Source organism: Solibacillus sp. iso_87, from assembly GCF_056173085.1.
Genome location: NZ_CM149656.1, coordinates 1,013,276 through 1,035,528, shown reverse-complemented (window position 1 = coordinate 1,035,528; position 22,253 = coordinate 1,013,276). Strand labels below are relative to the sequence as shown.

At 40.8% G+C, this 22,253-nt stretch carries 19 protein-coding genes and 1 other annotated feature; all 19 genes read right to left on the bottom strand.

Annotation, left to right across the window (positions count from 1 at the left end; genetic code table 11):
* Positions 1 to 34: 34 nt before the first annotated feature.
* A complete protein-coding gene (opp4B, locus tag AC0VXV_RS05040) occupies positions 35 to 997 on the bottom strand; it encodes an oligopeptide ABC transporter permease (protein ID WP_014824528.1) in 963 nt (320 codons plus the stop codon).
* A gap of 1 nt (position 998) precedes the next feature.
* Entirely contained in the window at positions 999 to 1,946 is a 948-nt protein-coding gene (locus AC0VXV_RS05035; protein WP_475530597.1) for an ATP-binding cassette domain-containing protein, read from the bottom strand.
* Entirely contained in the window at positions 1,943 to 2,953 is a 1,011-nt protein-coding gene (locus AC0VXV_RS05030; protein ID WP_475530596.1) for an ABC transporter ATP-binding protein, read from the bottom strand. Before AC0VXV_RS05030 ends, AC0VXV_RS05035 begins: the two co-directional genes overlap by 4 nt.
* Positions 2,954 to 3,555: 602 nt before the next feature.
* Positions 3,556 to 4,188 (bottom strand): orotate phosphoribosyltransferase, encoded by a 633-nt coding sequence (gene pyrE / locus AC0VXV_RS05025; protein WP_475530595.1) that lies wholly within the window; start codon positions 4,186 to 4,188, stop codon positions 3,556 to 3,558.
* A 1-nt stretch (position 4,189) separates the two neighbouring features.
* Complete coding sequence (gene pyrF / locus AC0VXV_RS05020) at positions 4,190 to 4,897, bottom strand: orotidine-5'-phosphate decarboxylase (RefSeq protein WP_475530594.1); 708 nt, start codon at positions 4,895 to 4,897, stop codon at positions 4,190 to 4,192.
* Between the two features lies 1 nt (position 4,898).
* Positions 4,899 to 5,810: a dihydroorotate dehydrogenase gene (locus AC0VXV_RS05015; RefSeq protein WP_475530593.1), complete on the bottom strand. Its 912-nt coding sequence runs from the start codon at positions 5,808 to 5,810 to the stop codon at positions 4,899 to 4,901.
* Positions 5,807 to 6,580, bottom strand: coding sequence for a dihydroorotate dehydrogenase electron transfer subunit (locus AC0VXV_RS05010; protein WP_475530592.1), 774 nt, complete (start codon positions 6,578 to 6,580; stop codon positions 5,807 to 5,809). The genes AC0VXV_RS05015 and AC0VXV_RS05010 overlap by 4 nt, the downstream gene beginning before the upstream one ends.
* Before the next feature lies 1 nt (position 6,581).
* The gene (carB, locus tag AC0VXV_RS05005) at positions 6,582 to 9,779 is read right to left on the bottom strand and encodes a carbamoyl-phosphate synthase large subunit (protein ID WP_475530591.1); all 3,198 of its coding nucleotides are present in this window, start codon (positions 9,777 to 9,779) and stop codon (positions 6,582 to 6,584) included.
* Positions 9,772 to 10,872, bottom strand: coding sequence for a carbamoyl phosphate synthase small subunit (locus AC0VXV_RS05000; protein ID WP_475530590.1), 1,101 nt, complete (start codon positions 10,870 to 10,872; stop codon positions 9,772 to 9,774). Before AC0VXV_RS05000 ends, carB begins: the two co-directional genes overlap by 8 nt.
* On the bottom strand, positions 10,872 to 12,146 hold the full coding sequence (locus tag AC0VXV_RS04995) for a dihydroorotase (RefSeq protein WP_475530589.1): 1,275 nt from the start codon (positions 12,144 to 12,146) through the stop codon (positions 10,872 to 10,874). Before AC0VXV_RS04995 ends, AC0VXV_RS05000 begins: the two co-directional genes overlap by 1 nt.
* Complete coding sequence (locus AC0VXV_RS04990) at positions 12,109 to 13,026, bottom strand: aspartate carbamoyltransferase catalytic subunit (protein WP_475530588.1); 918 nt, start codon at positions 13,024 to 13,026, stop codon at positions 12,109 to 12,111. Before AC0VXV_RS04990 ends, AC0VXV_RS04995 begins: the two co-directional genes overlap by 38 nt.
* A 248-nt stretch (positions 13,027 to 13,274) precedes the next feature.
* Positions 13,275 to 14,573 (bottom strand): solute carrier family 23 protein, encoded by a 1,299-nt coding sequence (locus AC0VXV_RS04985; protein ID WP_475530587.1) that lies wholly within the window; start codon positions 14,571 to 14,573, stop codon positions 13,275 to 13,277.
* Between the two features lie 22 nt (positions 14,574 to 14,595).
* Positions 14,596 to 15,138 carry a bifunctional pyr operon transcriptional regulator/uracil phosphoribosyltransferase PyrR gene (pyrR, locus tag AC0VXV_RS04980; RefSeq protein WP_475530586.1) on the bottom strand — a complete coding sequence of 181 codons (543 nt, stop codon included), beginning with the start codon at positions 15,136 to 15,138 and terminating at the stop codon, positions 14,596 to 14,598.
* A 659-nt stretch (positions 15,139 to 15,797) separates the two neighbouring features.
* Complete coding sequence (locus tag AC0VXV_RS04975; RefSeq protein WP_413077723.1) at positions 15,798 to 16,700, bottom strand: RluA family pseudouridine synthase; 903 nt, start codon at positions 16,698 to 16,700, stop codon at positions 15,798 to 15,800.
* Positions 16,700 to 17,176 carry a signal peptidase II gene (gene lspA / locus AC0VXV_RS04970; protein ID WP_350477201.1) on the bottom strand — a complete coding sequence of 159 codons (477 nt, stop codon included), beginning with the start codon at positions 17,174 to 17,176 and terminating at the stop codon, positions 16,700 to 16,702. Before lspA ends, AC0VXV_RS04975 begins: the two co-directional genes overlap by 1 nt.
* Positions 17,177 to 17,356: 180 nt before the next feature.
* On the bottom strand, positions 17,357 to 17,683 hold the full coding sequence (locus tag AC0VXV_RS04965; protein ID WP_475530585.1) for an AzlD domain-containing protein: 327 nt from the start codon (positions 17,681 to 17,683) through the stop codon (positions 17,357 to 17,359).
* On the bottom strand, positions 17,680 to 18,354 hold the full coding sequence (locus AC0VXV_RS04960) for an AzlC family ABC transporter permease (protein ID WP_475531404.1): 675 nt from the start codon (positions 18,352 to 18,354) through the stop codon (positions 17,680 to 17,682). The genes AC0VXV_RS04965 and AC0VXV_RS04960 overlap by 4 nt, the downstream gene beginning before the upstream one ends.
* Before the next feature lie 133 nt (positions 18,355 to 18,487).
* On the bottom strand, positions 18,488 to 21,253 hold the full coding sequence (gene ileS, locus AC0VXV_RS04955; protein WP_475530584.1) for an isoleucine--tRNA ligase: 2,766 nt from the start codon (positions 21,251 to 21,253) through the stop codon (positions 18,488 to 18,490).
* A gap of 152 nt (positions 21,254 to 21,405) precedes the next feature.
* Positions 21,406 to 21,628, bottom strand: a binding site (T-box leader).
* Between the two features lie 67 nt (positions 21,629 to 21,695).
* Positions 21,696 to 22,241: a DivIVA domain-containing protein gene (locus AC0VXV_RS04950; protein ID WP_475530583.1), complete on the bottom strand. Its 546-nt coding sequence runs from the start codon at positions 22,239 to 22,241 to the stop codon at positions 21,696 to 21,698.
* Positions 22,242 to 22,253: the final 12 nt, after the last annotated feature.

Below are 22,253 nucleotides of genomic sequence, written 5' to 3'. Positions count from 1 at the left end.
AATCACCTCTCCTTAGTCATTATTAATTTATTGATTAGTCTATGCGAATTCGCGGATCCACTATACTTAAGATAATATCGGATAATAGACTACCTAATAATGCTAAGAAGCCGTATAACATTACTAATGCCGTTATTACACTGTAGTCACGACTTGAAATGGACTCGACAAACAATTTCCCCATTCCCGGATAAGCGAATACAGTTTCAATGAAAATCGATCCACTGAGTAAACCGGTAATCGTGAATCCTAAGAACGCTGCAATCGGTAACAATGAGTTACGGAAGATATGACGTGAATATACTTTCTTCATCGGTATCCCTTTACTGCGTGCTGTTTTAACATAATCCATTGTTTTTGCATCAATAATTTCCGAACGTAAATATTGAATGACACCCGTCGTACCTAGCAGTGCATAGCTGGCTGCCGGTAACAATAAATGGTAGAACTTACTCCAATAATAACTCCAGGTTCCCGGGTCTAACCCTATTTCCACCGTACCACTTGTCGGGAACCACATCAGTCGGTAGCCGAAAATGAAAACGAAGATTAAATATAGTACGAATGCAGGGATTGCATAAGAGATAAAACTGTAAAGTACAATAGATTTATCCAAGAATGAATCGTGGTAACGTCCAGCAAGTACTCCTAAAGGGATCGCCAGCACATAAAGGAAAATTACACTAAGCAATGAAAGTAATAATGTGTTCATTGCACGGTCTCCAATAATATCTGCAACCGGCTTTTTAAATGTATAACTCTGACCGAAGTCACCTTGTGCTGCATTTGTTATCCAGTTATAGTACTGTACATACCACGGATCATAGAAACCTGCTTTAACACGTAATTCTTCAATAACATTCGGATCTGTTTCAGGAGTAATTAATCCTGTGAATGGATCCCCTGGCATTTGTTTCGCTAATATGAAAATTAGGAGACTTAAAATAAATAGCTGCGGAATCATTATTAATACACGGCGAACTATCGTTTTCCACATACTATACACGCTCCTTTTCATCTTCAGACATTGCTACTCTATGTGAGTCTGAAATCGATTTTAAAGGATATACTTTTCCATCCTTATCGTAATATTTATGTTGTTCCTGGCGATATGCTGCCTCAACTTTCTGACGCTCAAGCTTACGTTCAATTCGAGTTTCAGGCTCAATATCAGGAATTGCTGAAAGCAGACGATTTGTATAAATATGCTGCGGATTTGTGTAAATATCTTCACGCTTACCTGTTTCTACGAATCTGCCTTTATACATGATAGAAATATGGTCACACATATGGCGAACAACACCTAGATCGTGAGAGATGAATAAATAACTAATTCCATATTGTTCCTGAATATCCTTCATAAAGTTTAAAACTTGTGCCTGTACGGATAAATCAAGTGCCGAAACCGGCTCATCCGCGATAATCATTTTTGGGTTACATGCAACTGCACGGGCAATCCCTAAACGTTGCTTTTGTCCACCAGAAAACTCGTGTGGATATTTAAGTAGTACGTCCTCTGACATCCCTACAATTGCGAGTAGCTCATTAATGCGCTTTCGCTCTTCTTGCGGAGACAACTTCAGGAAATTACGAATTGGCTCTGCTAAAATATCCAATACACGTTTACGCGGGTTCATACTGGAATGCGAATCCTGGAATATCATCTGGATATCACGGTTATATGCTGAATCACGTTTACGGCGTGCATTTGTTACATCTTCACCTTCATAAAGAATACGGCCTGATGTAATTTTTTCCAACCCGATAATCGCTTTACCGGTTGTAGATTTACCTGAGCCGGATTCACCTACAAGACCGTAAGTTTTTCCGCGGTCAAATTCCATCGTTACACCATCTACTGCGTAAACATGGTCAACTACTGTGTTAAAAAATCCACCTCGGATCGGGTAGTGAACTTTTAAATCTTCTACTTGCATGAAACTCATTGATTTACGCTCCCTTCCTCATCCTCAAAATGGAAATCTTTCCAGCAAGTACAGCGTACAAGATGGCCAGGAGCTACTTCATGAAGCTGTGGATCTGCTTCATGTGCTGATTGTGGAACCCAAGGAATACGTGATGAGAAACGGCAGCCTTGGCGTGGTAACTTCATTAAAGAAGGAACCATCCCTTGAATTATTTCTAATTTTTCATTCTCACTGTTTGTTTGAGGAATTGATTTCAGCAAAGACCTTGTATACGGGTGCTTCGGATTTCTGAATAATTCCACAACAGGTGCTTCCTCTATTACTTCTCCGGCATACATTACAGCTACTCGGTCCGCTACTTCAGCAACAACCCCTAAGTCGTGTGTAATTAAAATGATGCCTGATTGAATTTCATCTTGCAGAGACTTCAATAAATCTAAAATTTGCGCTTGGATTGTTACATCAAGTGCTGTTGTCGGTTCGTCCGCAATAATGATTGCAGGCTTTCCTGATAATGCGATCGCGATCATAACACGCTGACGCATACCGCCCGATAACTGATGAGGGAATTGTTGTGCAACGCGTTGCATATTGGCGATCCCTACTTGATCCAGTAATTCAATAACTCGTTTTTCACGTTGTTCTTTAGTTAATTTTGTATGATAAATTAACCCTTCTTCAATTTGCTCTCCGATACGCATTAATGGGTTTAATGCAGAAAGTGGATCCTGGAAAATGAAACCGATGTCATTTCCTCTTAACTTATTAAACTGTTCATCTGTCAATTTAACTAAGTTTTGATTGTTATAAAGAATTTCCCCTTCAACTTTTGTAGTTACTGAATTGTGCAACCCGACTACTGATGTTGCCAAAGTACTTTTCCCGCAACCTGATTCACCAACAATTGCTAAAATCTCATTTTTGCGAAGCGTTAACGAAACATTGTCTACAGCTGGGTAGTATGTATCTTTAATTCGGAAACTCGTACGTAAATTTCGGATTTCTAATAATTCATTCGTAGACATTAAATAACCGCTCCTTTCTCCTTAAACATACAATCGACTCTGCTAAACTCGCTCTATATTAAATTTTTCCAAATAGATTAAAATACCCTTATCAAAAAAATTTAAACCTTGCTAATACTCAGTCTTTTAAAAATATTAATATTTTGTTAATTTTTTGTACTACTTCGTAAATTATCCATAAAATATATTTACATGTCAATTATTAAACTTTCTAACTATTCTAATTTAACATTTTAAATTTATCAATAGCAAACTATTCTTTTAAGTTTAAATTTTCGGATAATTTACTATAAAAATTAACGCTTAATGATTATAATTATGTCTTTTCTACATAAAAACATCTAGAAATACTTTTTTATGTAGTTTAATAAAATTTAAATCCATTAAACTTCATTATTAAAAAAACTGATAATTTGCATAATGGAATTATATAACTATAACAAAAACGTGTAAAGTATATTTTTGATAACTTCACACATTTTTGAATATTTTTAATATTTTTTTATCTTGTATAAATGGGGATTCATACTATCAGTAGTAGCCCGATTGGTTTAACAAACAATCCGCGGGAGCTGATACCCCCACGGATTGAAATTTTTATTTTATTTTAATTTTCCTGTTTTTAAGTCTTGATGCCAATTTTTCAGGAATGGAATGTCGGCTTCCTGAATAGCAGCTGCTTCTTTTGCCGCATCGATTAAGTAATCGAAATTTGTTAATGAAACATATTTAACGCCAGCTTCATTAAATACTTGGTCCGCTTTAGGCAGATTATATGTATATACACATACGACCCCTAACACTTCACAACCTGCATTACGTAATGCTTCAACAGCAGTAATGGATGAACCTCCTGTTGAGATGATATCCTCAATTACAACGACCTTTTGACCTTTTGCATATTTTCCTTCAATCTGGTTTCCGCGCCCGTGCTCTTTTGCTTTTGAACGCACATACACCATTGGCAATTGCATAATATCCGCAACCCAGGCAGCATGAGGTATCCCCGCAGTAGCAGTACCGGCCACTACTTCACAGTCAGAAAAATGCTCATTGATTAATGAGGACAGTCCATTGGCAAGCTGTTTTCGAATAACAGGATCTGAAATTGTTAAACGTGTATCGCAATAAATCGGTGACTGAATTCCTGAAGCCCATGTAAATAAATCGGTTGGATTTAATTCCACCGCTCCTACTTTTAGCATTGCATGTGCAATTTCGTTTTGTAATGACATTTTAGTTAGCCTCCCATAAGTTACAAACTTCTTGATACGCTTTTACCGGATTGACAGCTCCAGTAATAGCACGACCTACAACAATTAATGACGAACCATCCTTTTTAGCTCCATCAGGGGTTGCAATACGCTGCTGATCATGTGATTCCCCACCAAGCATACGAATACCCGGTGTCACCCGTAAAAAGTCATCACCGCATGCTTCACGGATTGCCTGTGCTTCATGAACTGAACAGACTACACCCTGAAGACCAGCTTGTTTTGTAAGCTGTGCATATTGTAAAACGGATTCTTTTAAAGATAGGGCAATTTTTTGCTCATTTTGCATTTGCTGCTCTGTCGTAGACGTCAGTTGTGTAACGGCAATTAATGCTGCTCTTTTAGCCCCGGCTGGTGTACCGGCATCCAAACCTTCCAATGCACCTTCCATCATCGTGCGTCCACCTGCTGCATGGACATTCACTAAATCCACACCAAGCCCCGCTAAGCCCTTCATCGCTGATTTCACAGTGTTCGGGATGTCATGAAGCTTTAAATCTAAAAATATATCGTGTCCTTGTTCTTTTACTTTTCGCACAACATCGGGACCTTCCTGCATATACAGTTCCATCCCGATTTTAACGAAAAGTCTCTCATCGAATTGCCCTAAAAAGCTCATAACTTCTTTTTCACCGGGAAAATCTAAAGCAATAATAGGTTTTGTATTCATATTAACGGTGGCTCCTTCCGATAAGTTCTGAAATATGGTTCAAATTCAACGTGTCAAGCAAGTCCGGTAATTCATCAATAATTGTCGGGCATACGAAATGATCAACAAAGTTTGCTGTACCAACTGCTACAGCTGATGCACCAGCTGACATAAAATCGATTACATCCTGTGCGCAAGTTACCCCGCCCATGCCGATAATCGGAATGTTCACTGCTTTATAAACGTCATACACCATTCGTATAGCTACCGGTTTAATGGCTGGACCTGATAAACCACCTGTCCCGTTTGCAATGACAGGTTTGCCCGTACGCTCGTCCAAACGCATTCCCACAAGTGTGTTAATCATCGTTATACCGTCCGCTCCGCCTGCTTCAACCGCTTTGGCAATGTCTACGATATTTGTCACGTTCGGAGATAGCTTTACATATACAGGTACACTTGAAACCGCCTTTACAGCAGCAGTTAACTGCCTAGCTGTTTCCGGATCCGTCCCGAACTGTATCCCTCCGCATTTTACATTCGGACAAGAAATATTCAGTTCTAACGCCTTTACGTTAGATGCCTTTGAAATACGCTCTGCTACCTCCACATAATCCGCAACTTCTGTTCCGGCAACATTGGCAATAACCGGGACATCATAGCTTTCCAAAAACTTCAGCTCTTCTGCCATTATCTTTTCAATCCCTGGATTTTGCAGACCGATCGCATTTAGCATACCAGCTGATGTTTCAGCTACACGCGGTGTCGGATTTCCTTTACGCGTTTCCACAGTTGTTGCTTTAATCATAATGGCACCAAGCTTTGACAAGTTATAAAGCTGGGCATACTCACGTCCAAAGCCAAAGCAGCCTGACGCAGGCATAATTGGATTTTTCAAGTCCAAACCTGGCAATTGTAAGTTTAAACGGCTCATAATGCCACAACTCCTTTCGGGAATACTGGCCCATCCGAGCACACTTTTACATATTCTTTTCCGTAGCCTTCAGTCGTATCGCATACACATGCAAAGCACGCACCGATGCCGCAGCCCATTCGTTCCTCAAAGGATAAGTACCCCTCTTTTTCAGAGTAATAGCCTTCTAAAGCACGAAGCATCGGCAATGGACCACATGAATAAAACAGATCAAACTCGGGTTTTACTTCATCAAATACTGTTGTAACAAACCCTTTCGTTCCCTTCGTCCCGTCTACTGTTGCATAGTACGTATCGCCTAAAGCATTGAACTGTTCCTCGTAGAAGCATACATCCTCTGATTGAAAACCTAGAACATGAATCGTTTTCACGCCGCGCGCATTCAGTTGTTTCGCTAACTCATGGAGTGGCGGGACACCTATTCCCCCACCGACTAAAAGCGCTGTTTGGCCGGGTTTTGCCGCTTCAACGGGAAACCCATTCCCTAACGGACCTAAAACATCTACGATTTCATTTTCACGGTTTGTTGCCAGAAATTTTGTGCCACGACCTTCAGCACGGTAAATCATCGTAAATTCATTTTTTTCTTTATCGACATTGGCAATACTGATTGGTCGACGCAACAAGGGCTCGAATGTATTTGACACCTTTACATGAACAAACTGGCCAGGCGACATGTCCTGAACCAGTTGTCCTTGTAGTGTCAATTCGAAAATGTTCGTCGCAATTTGCTTTTGTGCTACAACTGTCATTTTCTCTTGACGAATCATTTTAGTGTACAACCTCCGCTTTCGGCATTTCTTCTGCTGTAAATGTCATTGATTCAATTACGCGTAGCATTGCTTCTGCTGTATCTAATGAAGTTAGGCATGGTACGCCGTTTTCAACCGATTCACGACGAATACGGAAGCCATCGCGTGCCGGCTGTTTCCCTTTTGTTAATGTATTGACAACTAATTGGGCTTCACCGTTTTGAATCATATCGATCAATGTTTTGCCTTTACCGCCGATTTTTTCAACGATGTCTGTTTTAATACCATTTGCTTCAAATGTTTTCGCTGTACCTTCTGTAGCTACGATGCGGTAGCCGACTGTTGAGAAGCGTTTCGCCAGGCTGATTGCTTCCTGTTTATCTTTATCCGATACAGTGAACAGGATCGTACCATGTGTTTTAATTTCCATACCTGCTGCTACGAAACCTTTATATAACGCTTTTTCATATGTTGCGTCTTTCCCCATTACTTCCCCTGTTGATTTCATTTCAGGTCCTAATGTAATGTCGACACGTCGTAATTTCGCGAATGAGAATACCGGTACTTTTACGAAAACGCCTTGCTGTTCTTTTGCCAGTCCTGTTGGGTAGCCTTGTTCAATAATCGATTGACCAAGAATGGCTTTTGTTGCGATATTTGCCATTGGAATGTTTGTAATTTTACTTAAAAACGGTACAGTACGGCTTGAGCGAGGATTTACTTCGATTACGTAAATTTCGCCTTCGCTCATTACATATTGGATATTCATTAAACCGACAATGCCAAGTCCTTTTGCAAGAAGAGTCGTATAGTTTACTAATGTTTCCTTCTGAGCATCTGTTAACTTTTGTGGTGGATATACACTTATTGAGTCACCTGAGTGCACTCCTGCGCGTTCAATATGCTCCATGATTCCCGGAATTAACACATTTTCACCGTCACAAATGGCATCGACTTCAATTTCCTGTCCTGTTAAGTAACGGTCGACCAATACAGGGTGATCCGGTGATGCTTCAACCGCGTTTGTCATATAGTGAGCAAGCTCTTCCATGTTATAAACGATTTCCATTGCACGACCACCTAGCACATATGATGGGCGAACTAATACAGGGAAACCTAAACCTTCCGCAATTTTCATCGCACCTTCAGCTGATGTTGCAGTATCGCCAGGAGGTTGTGGAATATTCAATTCTTGTAATGCCGCTTCGAATTTATTACGATTTTCAGCACGGTCAATATCTTCAAGTGTTGTTCCTAAAATTTTCACACCGTTCGCTTCCAGCTTATCCGCTAAATTGATCGCTGTTTGCCCACCGAACTGTACAACTACACCGATTGGCTGCTCCAGATCGATAATGTGCATCACATCTTCAATTGTTAATGGCTCGAAGTATAATTTATCCGAAATCGAGAAGTCAGTCGAAACCGTTTCCGGATTTGAGTTGATGATAATCGCTTCATAGCCTGCTTCTTGAATTGCCCATACAGAGTGAACTGTTGCATAGTCGAACTCTACCCCTTGACCGATACGGATCGGACCTGAGCCAAGTACTACAACAGAAGGTTTGTCAGTACGGATGGACTCATTTTCATCCTCGTATGTGCCGTAGAAGTATGGTGTATTCGATTCGAATTCTGCCGCACATGTATCAACCATTTTATATACTGGAATAATTCCATGCTCTTTACGGAATTCATAAACCGCCTGCTCTTCCATTTCCCAAAGCTGTGCAATTTTTTTATCCGCAAAGCCTAAACGTTTCGCAGTTCTTAAAATTTCCTGATTGCCAATGTTTTCTGCCAATGTTGTTTCCATGTCTACAATCTTCTTCAGCTTCGTTAAGAAGAACATATCAATTGCAGACCATTCATGGATTTTTTCCACTATCACACCACGGCGCATTGCTTCACCGATAAAGAATAGACGTTCATCCCCTGCTTTTTTAATACGCTTTTCAATCCATGCATCTGTTAAATCATCCGCATTTTTCATTTCAATATGCACATGGCCAGTTTCCAATGAACGAACAGCCTTTAATATCGCTTCTTCAAATGTACGACCAAGTGCCATTACTTCCCCAGTTGCTTTCATTTGTGTACCAAGGTTACGTTTTGCCGATTCAAACTTATCAAATGGCCAACGTGGAATTTTCGCGACAATGTAATCAAGAGCCGGCTCGAAGCAAGCAAATGTTGATCCTGTAACAGGGTTTTTAATCTCATCCAGTGTAAGTCCTACAGCGATTTTTGCTGCAAGCTTCGCGATTGGATAGCCTGTCGCTTTTGACGCCAGTGCAGATGAACGCGATACACGCGGGTTTACTTCGATTACATAGTACTGGAATGAGTAAGGATCCAATGCCAGCTGAACGTTACAGCCACCTTCGATTTTCAATGCGCGAATAATATCGAGTGAAATGTTACGCAGCATCTGGTTTTCACGATCCGATAACGTTTGTGTTGGTGCTACAACGATCGAGTCCCCTGTATGGATACCTACTGGGTCAAAGTTTTCCATATTGCATACTACGATTGCATTATCCGCCGCGTCACGCATTACTTCGTATTCAATCTCTTTAAAGCCTGCGATTGATTTTTCCAGTAAACATTGTGTTACAGGAGAATATTTTAAACCAGACGTGACAATTTCCTGCAAGTCCTGATCGTTGTAGCAGATTCCTCCGCCTGTACCGCCTAGTGTGAATGCCGGACGGACGATTACCGGGTAGCCGATTTTTGCAACGAACGCTTTCGCTTCTTCCATGTTATGGATAATGTCCGATTCCGGAACCGGTGCACCAAGTTCATACATTAAGTTACGGAACAAGTCACGGTCCTCAGCTTTATGAATCGCATCCAGTTTCGTACCTAGAATTTCAATTCCGAGTTCATCTAAAATGCCAGACTCATCAAGCTCGATTGCCATATTTAATCCTGTTTGACCACCTAATGTGGACAGAATGGCATCCGGACGCTCTTTACGTAAAATACGCGATACAAATTCAAGGCTGATTGGCTCGATGTATACTTTGTCTGCGATCTCAGTATCTGTCATAATTGTCGCCGGGTTCGAGTTGATTAAGATTACTTTATAGCCCTCTTCTTTTAATGAAAGACATGCTTGTGTTCCTGCATAGTCAAATTCCGCTGCTTGACCGATTACGATCGGACCTGAGCCGATTACTAAAATTGTATTTATATCTGTACGTTTAGGCATATTGATTCTCCTTTGCTGCTTCGATTTCCATCATTTCGATAAATTCGTCAAATAGGTAGTTTGAATCTTCAGGACCAGGTGATGCTTCCGGGTGATACTGCACAGTGAAGATCGGATATTTTTTATGGCGCACCCCTTCACAAGTTCCATCATTTAAAGCGACATGCGTTAACTCTAGATCAGTATCTTTTAATGACTCGATATCAATTGCATAGCCATGGTTTTGGCTCGTTAAATCCGTGCGGCCAGTACGCAGATTTTTTACCGGGTGATTTCCGCCTCGGTGACCGAATGGCAATTTAAACGATTTCGCGCCACAAGCTAGTGAAAACAGCTGGTGCCCTAAACAAATACCGAAGATTGGTACTTTTCCGATTAGTCCTTTAATTGTCTCAATTCCTTCTGTTACATCTTCCGGGTTCCCTGGACCATTTGAAAGCATGATTCCATCCGGATGCATTGCTAAAATTTGTTCGGCTGTCGTATTGTATGGTACGACCAGCACATCACAGTCACGCTTGTTCAGTTCGCGCAAAATTCCATGCTTCATTCCAAAGTCGATCAGCACAACACGTTTTCCGCGTCCTGGTGACGGGTATGCCGCTTTTGGCGAAACTTCGCGGACATGGTGTGTAATATAAGGTGTCTCCTGTAATTGAGCGACAATCTGTGCGATATCCACTTCGGCATCTGCTTCAGTTAAAATCGCTCGTACAGCTCCTTTTGTACGAATAATGCGCGTTAATTTTCTTGTATCGATTCCTTCTATGCCAGGGATATTTTGTGATGCCAAGTAATCCCCTAAAGACATATCCGAGCGCCAGTTTGATGGCTGCTCTGCCAACTCACGTACTACAAAACCGCGGATTGCAGGAGTGATTGCTTCAAAGTCATCACGGTTGATACCGTAATTTCCGACTAACGGGTATGTTAATGTAACAATCTGCCCGTAAAATGATGGGTCAGAAATTGTTTCCTGGTAGCCTGTCATCCCTGTTGTAAATACAACTTCTCCTTGACTTGCTTTGTCGCTTCCAAATGCAGTACCTGTAAATACAGTGCCATCTTCTAAAATTAGTAAACGCTTCTTCATTATTCTGCCTCCTGATATACAATATTGCCTTCAAACATCGTTACTACCGGCCATCCTTTTGCTGTCCATCCGTTAAATGGTGTATTGCGTCCTTTAGAAACAAACCCTTCTGCATCGATTGCCTGTTCCTTATCTAAATCGATTAGTACAAGATCCGCTGAAGCGCCTACTTCCAATGTTCCGTATGGAAGATCGAAAATTTGGGCTGCTTTTACACTCATCCAATCGACTAATTGCTTTAATGTCCATTTCCCTGTCGCTACAAAATTTGTATACAATAATGGAAATGCTGTCTCAAAACCAACAATTCCAAATGGAGCACCTACCATACCGCAGCATTTTTCCTCTTCTGTATGCGGTGCATGGTCTGTCGCGATACAGTCGATCGTACCGTCCAGCAATGCTGAATGCAGTGAGTCTTTATCGTCTGCAGCACGTAATGGCGGGTTCATCTTCCAGTTCGCATCATCTGATGGGATATCCATTTCTTCTAATAATAAGTGGTGTGGACAAACTTCCGCAGTCACTTTAATTCCTGCTGCTTTTGCATCTCTTACAGCACGTACGGATTCTTTCGTCGATACGTGGCATACATGGTAACGTGCACCAGCCGCTTCAGCCAGCAGTACATCTCGTGCGATTTGTACTGACTCGCAAATAGATGGAATCCCTGGTAATCCAAGTTCTTTATTGCGTTTTCCTTCGTGCATAACCCCATCGTAGATAAGTGAATTATCTTCACAGTGTGCAACAACAACCGCATCCAGTTTTGCTGCCTGCTGCATTTGCTCATACATTGTCGAAGCTAACTGAATTCCAATTCCATCATCCGAGAAAGCGACCGCGCCATGTTCTTTTAACTCTTGCATATTCGTGCGAACCTCACCCGAAATGTCTTTCGTTAATGAACCATATGGTAAAACGCGAATCACTGCACTTTCTTTGATCAAGCCGTTAATAAGCTGCATATTTTCCACTGAATCCGGTACCGGCTTCGTATTTGGCATCGCACAAATTGTTGTAAAGCCGCCTTTTGCCGCAGAAGCCGAACCTGTTGCGATTGTTTCTTTATGCTCAAAGCCCGGCTCACGCAGATGTGTATGTACATCGACAAAACCTGGTGATGCAAAATGGCCTTTGCCGTCAATAACCGTTGCACCAGCCGGAATGTCTCCATTAATTGAAGCGATTTTGCCGTTCTCTATTACAATAGTAGAAACTACTAATTCGCCTTCCTCATTGAGTAGCTTCACATTTTGTATAACTGTTTTCATATTGATCTCTTCCTTTCAAAATCGTTTCTAAAATGGCCATTCGTGTAAATACACCGTTTCGCACTTGCTCAAAAATGCGGGAACGACTGCATTCAACAAGAGCATCCGCAATTTCCACATCGCGGTTTACCGGTGCCGGGTGCATAATGATCGCCCGCTCTTTCATCCGCTGTTCACGTTCAATTGTTAAGCCATACTCTTCATGGTAGCTTTCTTTTGAAAAGTTTTTACTTACGGAGTGACGTTCATGCTGGATACGCAGCAGCATGATGACATCGCTGTCTTCCAGTACTTCATCCCAGCTGTGTGCCGCTTCGAAATTGCCTGCCCATGCTGGAGGACAAAGGAATCGAACGTTTGCCCCTAAACGAGTAAGTGCTGTCGCATTTGATTTTGCAACACGGCTATGTGAAATATCACCGACGATCGTAATATTCAAACCTTCAAATCGTCCGAACTCTTTTTGAATCGTATATAAATCCAGCAGTGACTGTGAAGGATGCTGGCCTGCACCGTCTCCTGCATTGATGACCGCACACCCGATACCTTCCAAAAGCTCGTTGTAATATTCATCTTCCTTATCCCGAATAATGACTGCATCGATTCCGATCATTTCCAATGTTTTGACTGTATCGTACAGCGTTTCTCCCTTTGTCGTGCTCGAAAACTCGGCATCAAACGGAATAACTGTACATCCTAGTCGACGCTCGGCCATTTCAAAGCTTGTTTTTGTACGTGTACTAGGCTCAAAGAAAAGGTTTGCTACATGAAATTCGCGTTGTAACACAGGTTCTTCTCCATTTTCGAAATGCTGTGCGCGATTTAAAATCATCATTATTTCTTCATTTGACAAATGTTCCATCGATAATAAGTTTTTCATGTGAGTGCCTCCGCTTATATCAATTACGCCCCGGCGCAAATGCTAGCTTGATATTATTTTATTACATTATGAATATTTAATCTACTTTTTGTTTAAATATACAACATCTCGTCATAAATAAGCCTCGCTATCATCATTAGCGAGGCTTGGAGGGTGTGACAAGGTAGAGCATCATCCTGTTGATGATCCTTTCATGCATGTCATACCCTTCCTTGCCTCTCTGGACAATCTTTAAAAGGTATATTTTTTTATTCTTCTGTTTCGTAAATATCTTTTTCTGTTACTTCACGACCTGGCAATACAAGATTCAAGATGACACCGATAATCGATGCTAATGCCATTCCTTCAATTGCAAAGCTTTCTGTAAAGCGCATTGCTGCTCCACCAATTCCGACTACCAGTATTACGGATGCAATGACCATGTTTCGGTTATTTCCGAAGTCCACTTTGCTTTCCACTAACATACGTAAACCACTTGCTGCAATAATCCCGAATAACAGGATCGAAATACCGCCAAGTACTGCTGTCGGAATCGTTTCAATCAGTGCCATTAGCTGACCTGAGAACGATACGACGATGGCAACAACTGCTGCCCCTAAAATTACATACACTGAATATACACGTGTGATCGCAAGAACCCCGATGTTTTCGCCGTATGTTGTTTTTGGCGGACCACCAATCAGTGCTGAAGCAAATGTTCCAAGACCGTCACCTAACAGCGAACGATGTAAGCCCGGTTCTTTAATATAGTTGCGGTTTACAACTTTCCCTAATACTAGCTGGTGACCGATATGTTCTGAAATTGTTACAATGACGATCGGCACCATTCCGATAAAGATTGCTCCTGTAAGTTGGAACTCGTAGTGTACACCAGGGATTAAAAAGTCCGGCAATGCGAAGAACTTCGCATTTTTTACTGCTGTGAAGTCAACGATTCCAATGATGACTGAATATATATAGCCGACAACAATTCCCATAAGAATCGGCATTGCGCTTAAAATATTTTTAAAGAATACGTTGAAAATAATCGCCGTAGCTAATGTTACCAATGCTGCCGAGAAGTGAAGACCGCTGTATTCGCCGTCTACATTCATCGCCATATCTACTGCCGTGCCTGATAACCCTAAACCGATTACGATGATTACCGGTGCAACGACGATCGGCGGTAAAATGTTCATCAGCCATTTGTAGCCTGTTTTCCAAATTAATAATGATACGATTGCGTATACAACCCCGACCATCATTGCACCGATCATTGCATTTCCAGGATTGATGGAAACACCTGCTTCTGTTAAGCCTGCTACTAATATAATCGGAGAGATAAAGGCAAATGATGAACCTAAGTATGCCGGTACTTTAAACTGTGTAATAATCAAAAAGATAATTGTCGCAATTCCGCTTGTTAAAAGCGCAATGGATGGGCTTAACCCGACTAATTTTGGTACTAAAATTGTTGATCCGAACATGGCAAACATGTGCTGGAAACTAAATGTAATCAGCTGCCCTACTGTAGGTTTTTCATGAATATCCAATACTGCTTTTGTCATGATGTTCTCTCCCTGTATTCACTTAATCCTCAAATTTATGAATTGTTACAATATCTTCTTTGTCTGTTTCTACGAGATTAACGACAATACGTTCAACGCTTGATGTCGGGATATTTTTCCCAACATAATCAGCACGTATCGGCAATTCGCGGTGTCCACGGTCAACGAGAACCCCAAGCTGGATTTGCGCAGGTCTTCCTAAGTCCATAATGGCATCCAATGCTGCACGAACTGTTCTTCCTGTATAAAGAACATCATCGATCAGCACGACTTTCTGATCCTTTACTTGGTGCTCAATATCAACTTGCTTAACTTGTGCCTGATCGTGCTTAGGTGTTAAATCATCACGGTACAATGTGATATCAAGCTCTCCTGTCCGAATCGCTTTCCCTTCGATCGTCTCGATTCTTTCTGCAAGGCGTCTTGCCAAATATGCACCGCGTGTTTTGATCCCGACTAAAATTACTTCGTCAATGCCTTTGTTGCGTTCAATAATTTCGTGTGCGATCCGCGTAATCGCACGGTTCATCGATGGTCCATCAAGTAATACTGTAAAATTTTCCATGTTTTTTGTTCCTTTCGTTTTTTCCGTGTTCACAGGGTATGATCAATGTAAGTTTCAAACAAAAAACCCTCTAGAAAGTTCTAGAGGGTTTGAAAAGTCATGTTGAAAAACTGCACACGGGTATTTTTGCGCACAAAAATTCCGTTGCTTCACATTATCCCTTCTCAGCCTCTCTGGACTGCCATTAAAGGTGAACAATATTCAGATTGATTTGATTATGCTGTGACTACCTGCTTGCTCTCGTCAAGTTCTGTAGTTCACTGTTGTCAGTATAGGCTTGATTATTTAATAAGTCAACTATCTTAGTGAAGGTCAGACAACTGAAAATTAATGTTTTAAAAGTTTGAATTTTCTCTCGATTTTTTGATTGGCGGAGATTTTCTAATAAGTGTGGTGATTGTTCTAATATATTTTGAAATCTTCTAATAAAAGTATGATCTTCTAATATAATGGTCAATTGTTCAAATAAGTATGCCTCTACATGCAGATAATAGCACCTTAAATCGAACCCATTTCCTGCCGTTTTCTAATAAAAGCTCTACATCTTCTAATATCGCCGCAATAATTTCTAATATCTGTTTCAAAAGTTCTAATAAAAGCCGGGGCAATGCTTCCCAAACTAAAAAAACCGCCCCCAAAAAGGAGACGGCCGCCCGCGATTACCCGCGTAATTCTTCTAATAATTGTTTGAAATCTTCCGGTAGTGGTGATTCAAACTCTAAATATTCTTTTGTTACAGGGTGGATAAATCCTAAAACACCTGCATGTAATACTTGACCACCGAAATCGATTGTTTTTCTTGGACCGTATTTCGGGTCGCCCGCTAATGGGAAACCTATATAGTTCATGTGCACACGAATTTGGTGAGTACGGCCTGTTTCAAGACGGCACTCTACTAAAGTAAACTCACCGAAACGCTCGATTACTTGGAAATGTGTTACCGCATGCTTGCCTTTATCGACAACTGCCTGCTTTTGACGGTCCTTTTGGTCACGGCCGATCGGTGCATCAATTGTTCCTTTTTCATGCGCAATATGACCATGTACTAATGCCGTATACTTACGTGTTACCGACTTTTCAACAAGCTGATTAACAAGACTTTCATGGGCAACATCATTTTTTGCAACCATCAATAAACCGGACGTATCTTTATCAATACGGTGTACGATACCTGGACGTGCTACACCGTTAATGCCAGATAAGTCTTTGCAATGATGCATTAAACCATTTACTAATGTGCCTGAAGTATGGCCTGGTGCCGGGTGAACTACCATTCCACGCGGTTTATTCACAACTAATACGTCGGCATCTTCGTAAACGATTTCCAAATTTAAATCTTCTGGAACGATTTCCAGATCTTCTACTTCAGGAACCGTTACTTCAATAACGTCCCCTTGCTTTACTTTATATTTTGCTTTTACGGCTGCACCGTTTACTAAAATGCGCTCTTCATCCAGCCAGTTACTAATTTGCGAACGAGACCAAGATTCTTCCATTTGTGAAAGCGCCTTATCAATACGTTCTCCTGCAAATTCTTCTATTGTTAATGTGACTACTGTCATTATTTCACCTTTTTCTTATCCTTTTTTTCTTCTAGTATGATCGTAATGAAAAGCATTACAACAGCAATTGTTAAAGCTGCGTCCGCTATATTGAAGATCGGGAAATGATAATTGATTACCGGTATAAAAACATCGACAAAATCAACTACTTCTCCTCGGAATAAACGGTCAATAAAGTTACCGACCGCACCACCTAATAACAGCATTAAGCTTACATGAAATAGTGGCTTACCCTTTGCTTCTGTATGATTAAAATAAATAATTGCGATAATGACAGCAACTGTTACGACTGAGAACAACCACATCTGTCCCTCTAACATGCCCCATGCCGCACCACGGTTACGATGCGATAAGATGCCAAACCAAGGATCCCATACACTGATGCGTTCCCCTAATTCCATATTTTTAACAATGAGCCACTTTGTCCATTGATCCAAAATGACTGCAATTATTGCGATTCCGTAATATTTATACACAGCAAATCCTCCGTTTACGATATATCTTTCCTATTTTAACATAAATACCAGACCATCTGATATTTTTAATACGTGAAAAGTGACAAGAAAGGAAAATAAAACACATTTCATTAATTAAAAAGTTCTACAAAAAAAGCTTATTTAGTCACGAATAACTAAACGAGCTTCTGTCTGTTCAATTTAGCCGACAATTAATCGCATTCCCGCCATTGTCACTACTCCGGCAATTACTGTTTTTGATAAACTTTTTGTGAGTAAAGCAACAAATAATGTCGGAATAAACGCCACCACATTAAGCCATTGAACCGTAACGATTGCTTCTTCTTTCTCGAAGAAACCTTCAATTACGAGGGCGGACAATATACAAACCGGTATGTAGGCAAGCCATCGCAGGACGATTTTTGGCATCTTCATATTTTTCACTAATATAAACGGCAATATTCTAGGAATCCACGTTACTAAAGCACAGCCTAAAATTAATAATACCATCGCTACCGAGGTTGTCATTTTTCCAATACCACCCCAATCGTTGCAACAATTATTGTTGATAACAGAACAGCTAAATGCCCCGGCATAAAGTAAAGCATCCCGTACATGCAGATGACCATAATGACAATCAGTTTTATGTAATGCATTAATTTTTCTTTTGGAATGCTCGCAAGCGTCAGAACAAGCAGCGCGACAAACATTGCCACTAAAGCATAGTCCAGTCCCCATTTTTCCGGATCAGGCAGCCATTGCCCGATAATGCCGCCTATCGTACATGCTGCAATCCAAGTTGTATAGGCCGTTATGTTTAAACCATCCATCCATTTCCCGCCAAGACGTCCTTCTTTTCCGGCAGCAACGACAGAAACACCAAATGTTTCATCTGTCAGCAATGTCCCGAACCCGATATTACGCAGCGTAGAATACTTTGTGAAGTACGGTGCAATTGTCAGTGACATCAGCAAGTGCCGTAAATTGACGATAAAAATTGTGACTATGACTGCTGTTACAGGAGCTCCGGCTAAATACAATCCGCAAAATATAAACTGGGCGGAACCTGCATATACAAGCACCGACAGTAAAAATACTTCCAATACCGATATACCTGATGCAATTCCTACAACACCGAATGCTAGACCGATGCTAATATATCCTAGTAATGTCGGTATACAATCTTTTAACCCCTGCATAAACGTATCAGGAGTTAATGGCTTTTGTTCGATTTGTTCCAAAATGTACAACTCCTAAATGTTTTATTTTTCGGAAAAATAAAAAAGGTATAAAGGAACGCCATTACCAAAGTGGCAATAGCGTTCCGAATTTTTATACGTAATAGTTTTCTACAACATCCGCACAACGTTTACATAGTGTTGGATGGTTTTCGCTTGCGCCGACTGTTTCTGAAATTGTCCAGCAACGTTCACATTTTTCACCGTCTGCTTTTTCAACAACTAATGCTGTTTTATCAAGTACTAATGCTTCTGCAGGTGCATTTTCCTTACTGCCTGCGATGGAGAATTGAGATACAATTGAAAGCTGTGCAAAATCGATGTTTGCATCATTCAATAGCTCGACTGTTTCACTGTCTGCATAAACCGAAATTTTCGCTTCCAGTGATTTACCGATTGTTTTTGCATTACGCGCTTCTTCCAATGCTTTTAACACTTCATTGCGTACTGCGATTACTTTTACCCATTTCGTACGTAGGTCTGCAAAGTTTGCTTGTTCTACTACTTCTGGGAAATCTGTTAATTGTACTGATTGTGGCTTGCCATCGAATTCGATGTAGCTCCATAACTCTTCAGTCGTATGTGGAATAATTGGCGTTAATAATTTAACTAATGCCATTAATGTATCATACATAACCGTTTGCATTGCACGACGGTTTTTATTGTCAGTTCCTTCGATATAGACAACATCTTTTGCGATATCCAAGTAGAATGAAGATAGCTCGATTGCTACGAAGTTATTCACAGTTGTGTAAACAGTCGAGAAGTCATAACGGTCATATGCTTCACGGATTGTTTTTACAACATCCTGTAAGCGCATGTACATATACTGATCCATTTCACGTAACTCTTCGTAAGCGACACGGTCAGTTGTTTCGTTAAAGTCTGTCACATTTCCGTGCAGGAAGCGCAATGTATTACGCACTTTACGGTATGTTTCAGAAACCTGCTTCAACATATCCATTGAAATACGAACATCCCCTGTATAGTCAACCGATGCTACCCACATACGAATAATGTCGGCACCGTATTGGTTCATCACTTTGATCGGGTCAATCGTGTTGCCAAGCGATTTAGACATTTTGCGTCCTTCGCCGTCCAATACGAAACCATGTGTTAATAACCCTTTATATGGTGCATGCCCATTAATCGCCACTGATGTGATTAATGATGAGTTGAACCAGCCGCGGTGTTGGTCCGAACCTTCAAGATAAAGGTCAGCAGGATATTTCAGTCCGCGCTCTGCTAATACACCTTGGTGAGATGATCCTGAGTCGAACCATACGTCCATAATGTCGTTTTCTTTTGTAAACTTGCCGTTCGGGCTGCCTTCATGTGTGAAGCCTTCAGGTAGCAAGTCTTTTGCTTCACGCTGGAACCAAATATTCGAACCGTGTTCACGGAATAATTTCGAAATATGCGCGATTGTTTCTGATGTGATGATCGGTGTTTCATCTTCGGCATAGAAAATCGGAATTGGTACACCCCATGCACGCTGACGGGAAATTACCCAGTCACCGCGGTCACGAATCATATTGTAAAGACGTGTTTCGCCCCATGCTGGTGTAAATTCTGTCGCTGTTACAGCATCTAATAATTCACCACGGAACATTTCAACAGATGCAAACCATTGTGGTGTTGCACGGTAAATTACCGGTTTTTTCGTACGCCAGTCATGCGGGTATGAGTGTGTAAATTTAGAAACATGCAATAATGCATTTTCTTCTTTTAATTTTTCAATGACAACCGGATTTGCTTTTTCATAGAACAATCCTTCAAAGCCAGGTGCTTCATTTGTGTAGCAGCCGCCGTTATCTACTGGTGATAAAATGTCCAGTCCATAGCGTTTACCGATCTGATAGTCGTCTTCACCGTGACCTGGTGCTGTGTGTACACAACCCGTACCAGCATCAGCAGTTACGTGGTCGCCAACCATCACTAATGAATCACGTTTGTAAACTGGGTGTTCTGCAACGATCATATCAAGCTGTTCGCCTTGTACTTCCTGAACGATTTGAACATCTTCCCAGCCAAATGTCGCTGATAATTTTTCCAGTAAATCTTTTGCAACAATATATTTGCTGCCGTTTGTTTCTACGACAACATATGTGAATTCAGGGTTAACCGAAATCCCTAAGTTTGCCGGAATTGTCCAAGGAGTTGTTGTCCAGATGACAAATTTAGCATCTGCAGGTACTACGCCTTTGCTGTCTTTAATGCCGAATGCTACATAAATTGAATATGATTCAACATCTTTATATTCGATTTCCGCTTCTGCCAATGCTGACTCAGAAGATGGAGACCAATAAACTGGTTTTAAGCCTTTATAAATATAGCCCTTCTCCGCCATTTTCCCGAACACTTCGATTTGGCGTGCTTCGAATTCAGGCTTTAATGTGATATACGGATTTTCCCAGTCACCGCGTACACCTAGGCGACGGAATTGGCTTTTTTGGTTTTCAATTTGTTCATAAGCGTATTTCTCACATAGTTCACGGAATTCTGCAACCGACATTTCTTTACGCTTAACACCTTTATTTGTTAATGCCTGCTCAATCGGTAAACCGTGTGTATCCCAACCTGGAATATATGGAACATGGAAACCTGACATTGATTTTTGGCGGTTAATCATATCTTTGATAACTTTGTTTAATGCGTGACCGATATGGATGTCTCCGTTTGCATATGGAGGACCATCATGCAGTAAATAGTGAGGACGATCTTTTGTACGCTCCATCACTAATTTGTTAATATCCATTTCATCCCATTGTGCCTGAACTTGCGGTTCTTTTGTCGGTAAACCGCCGCGCATAGGGAAGTCGGTTTTCGGCATTAATAATGTGTCTTTATACTCTACCATTGTAAATTCCTCCTAGTGATTTTATCGAGTGTTGATTTCCAATCCGGGTTTGACGCTTACCCGAATGGTATCTTAAATGAATCATGATTTTTAAATGCTCTTAAGGATTTGGTAGCTTTTCAAAACAACAAAAAAGCCCCTCCATCCCTATAAAAAGGGACGAGGAGCATTAGTCTCGTGGTACCACCCTAAATTCGCTAAATAATATTAGCCTCATTAGACACTGTAACGTCGTGTGCTACGAAATAACTTACTCGAATTTCAGTTATTTAGCTCAAGAGTGATTTTCGATTTAACTTGCTTCGTTCGAGCTCTCACCATCCTCGAATCGCTAAACCACAATGTTAAATTTACTGTCTCCGTCAAAGCCTGATGCAAGTGCATCCTATTCATTATTTTTCAGTATATGAAAAGGCTGTATAAAATGTCAAGTACTGTTGGACTAATACACGGCATTTTCGTCATTTTGGTTCTCTTCATTGAGTTCTTTACGATTGTTTTCCTGAATTTCCGTTAAGTCTACGTCATATTCCAGTAATTGGTCCCAATCGCCTGTATTCAGTAAATCAAGCTGTGCTTCCACTAACATCTTAAATCTGTTGCGGAATACTTTCGACTGTTTTTTCAATTCGTCAATCTCAATCGTCACTTTTCTCGCTTTTGCCAGTGCGTCATTTACAATACGATCCGCATTTTTTTCAGCTTCTTTAACGATGAGCTTTGCTTCTTTTTCGGAATTACGACGAACTTCGCCAGCTGCCTCTTGAGCAACAACAATTGATTTCTGCAATGTGTCTTCCAATGAATTGTAATGATTCATTTGTTCAGACATCATCTTAATCTTTTCTTCGAGCTCTTTTTTCTCGCGTAAAACAATTTCATAATCTTTTATAATCTGATCTAAAAATTCATTTACTTCGTCTTCTGCATATCCACGGAACCCACGTGTAAACTCCTTATTATGTATATCAAGAGGTGATAATGGCATATCGTTCTACTC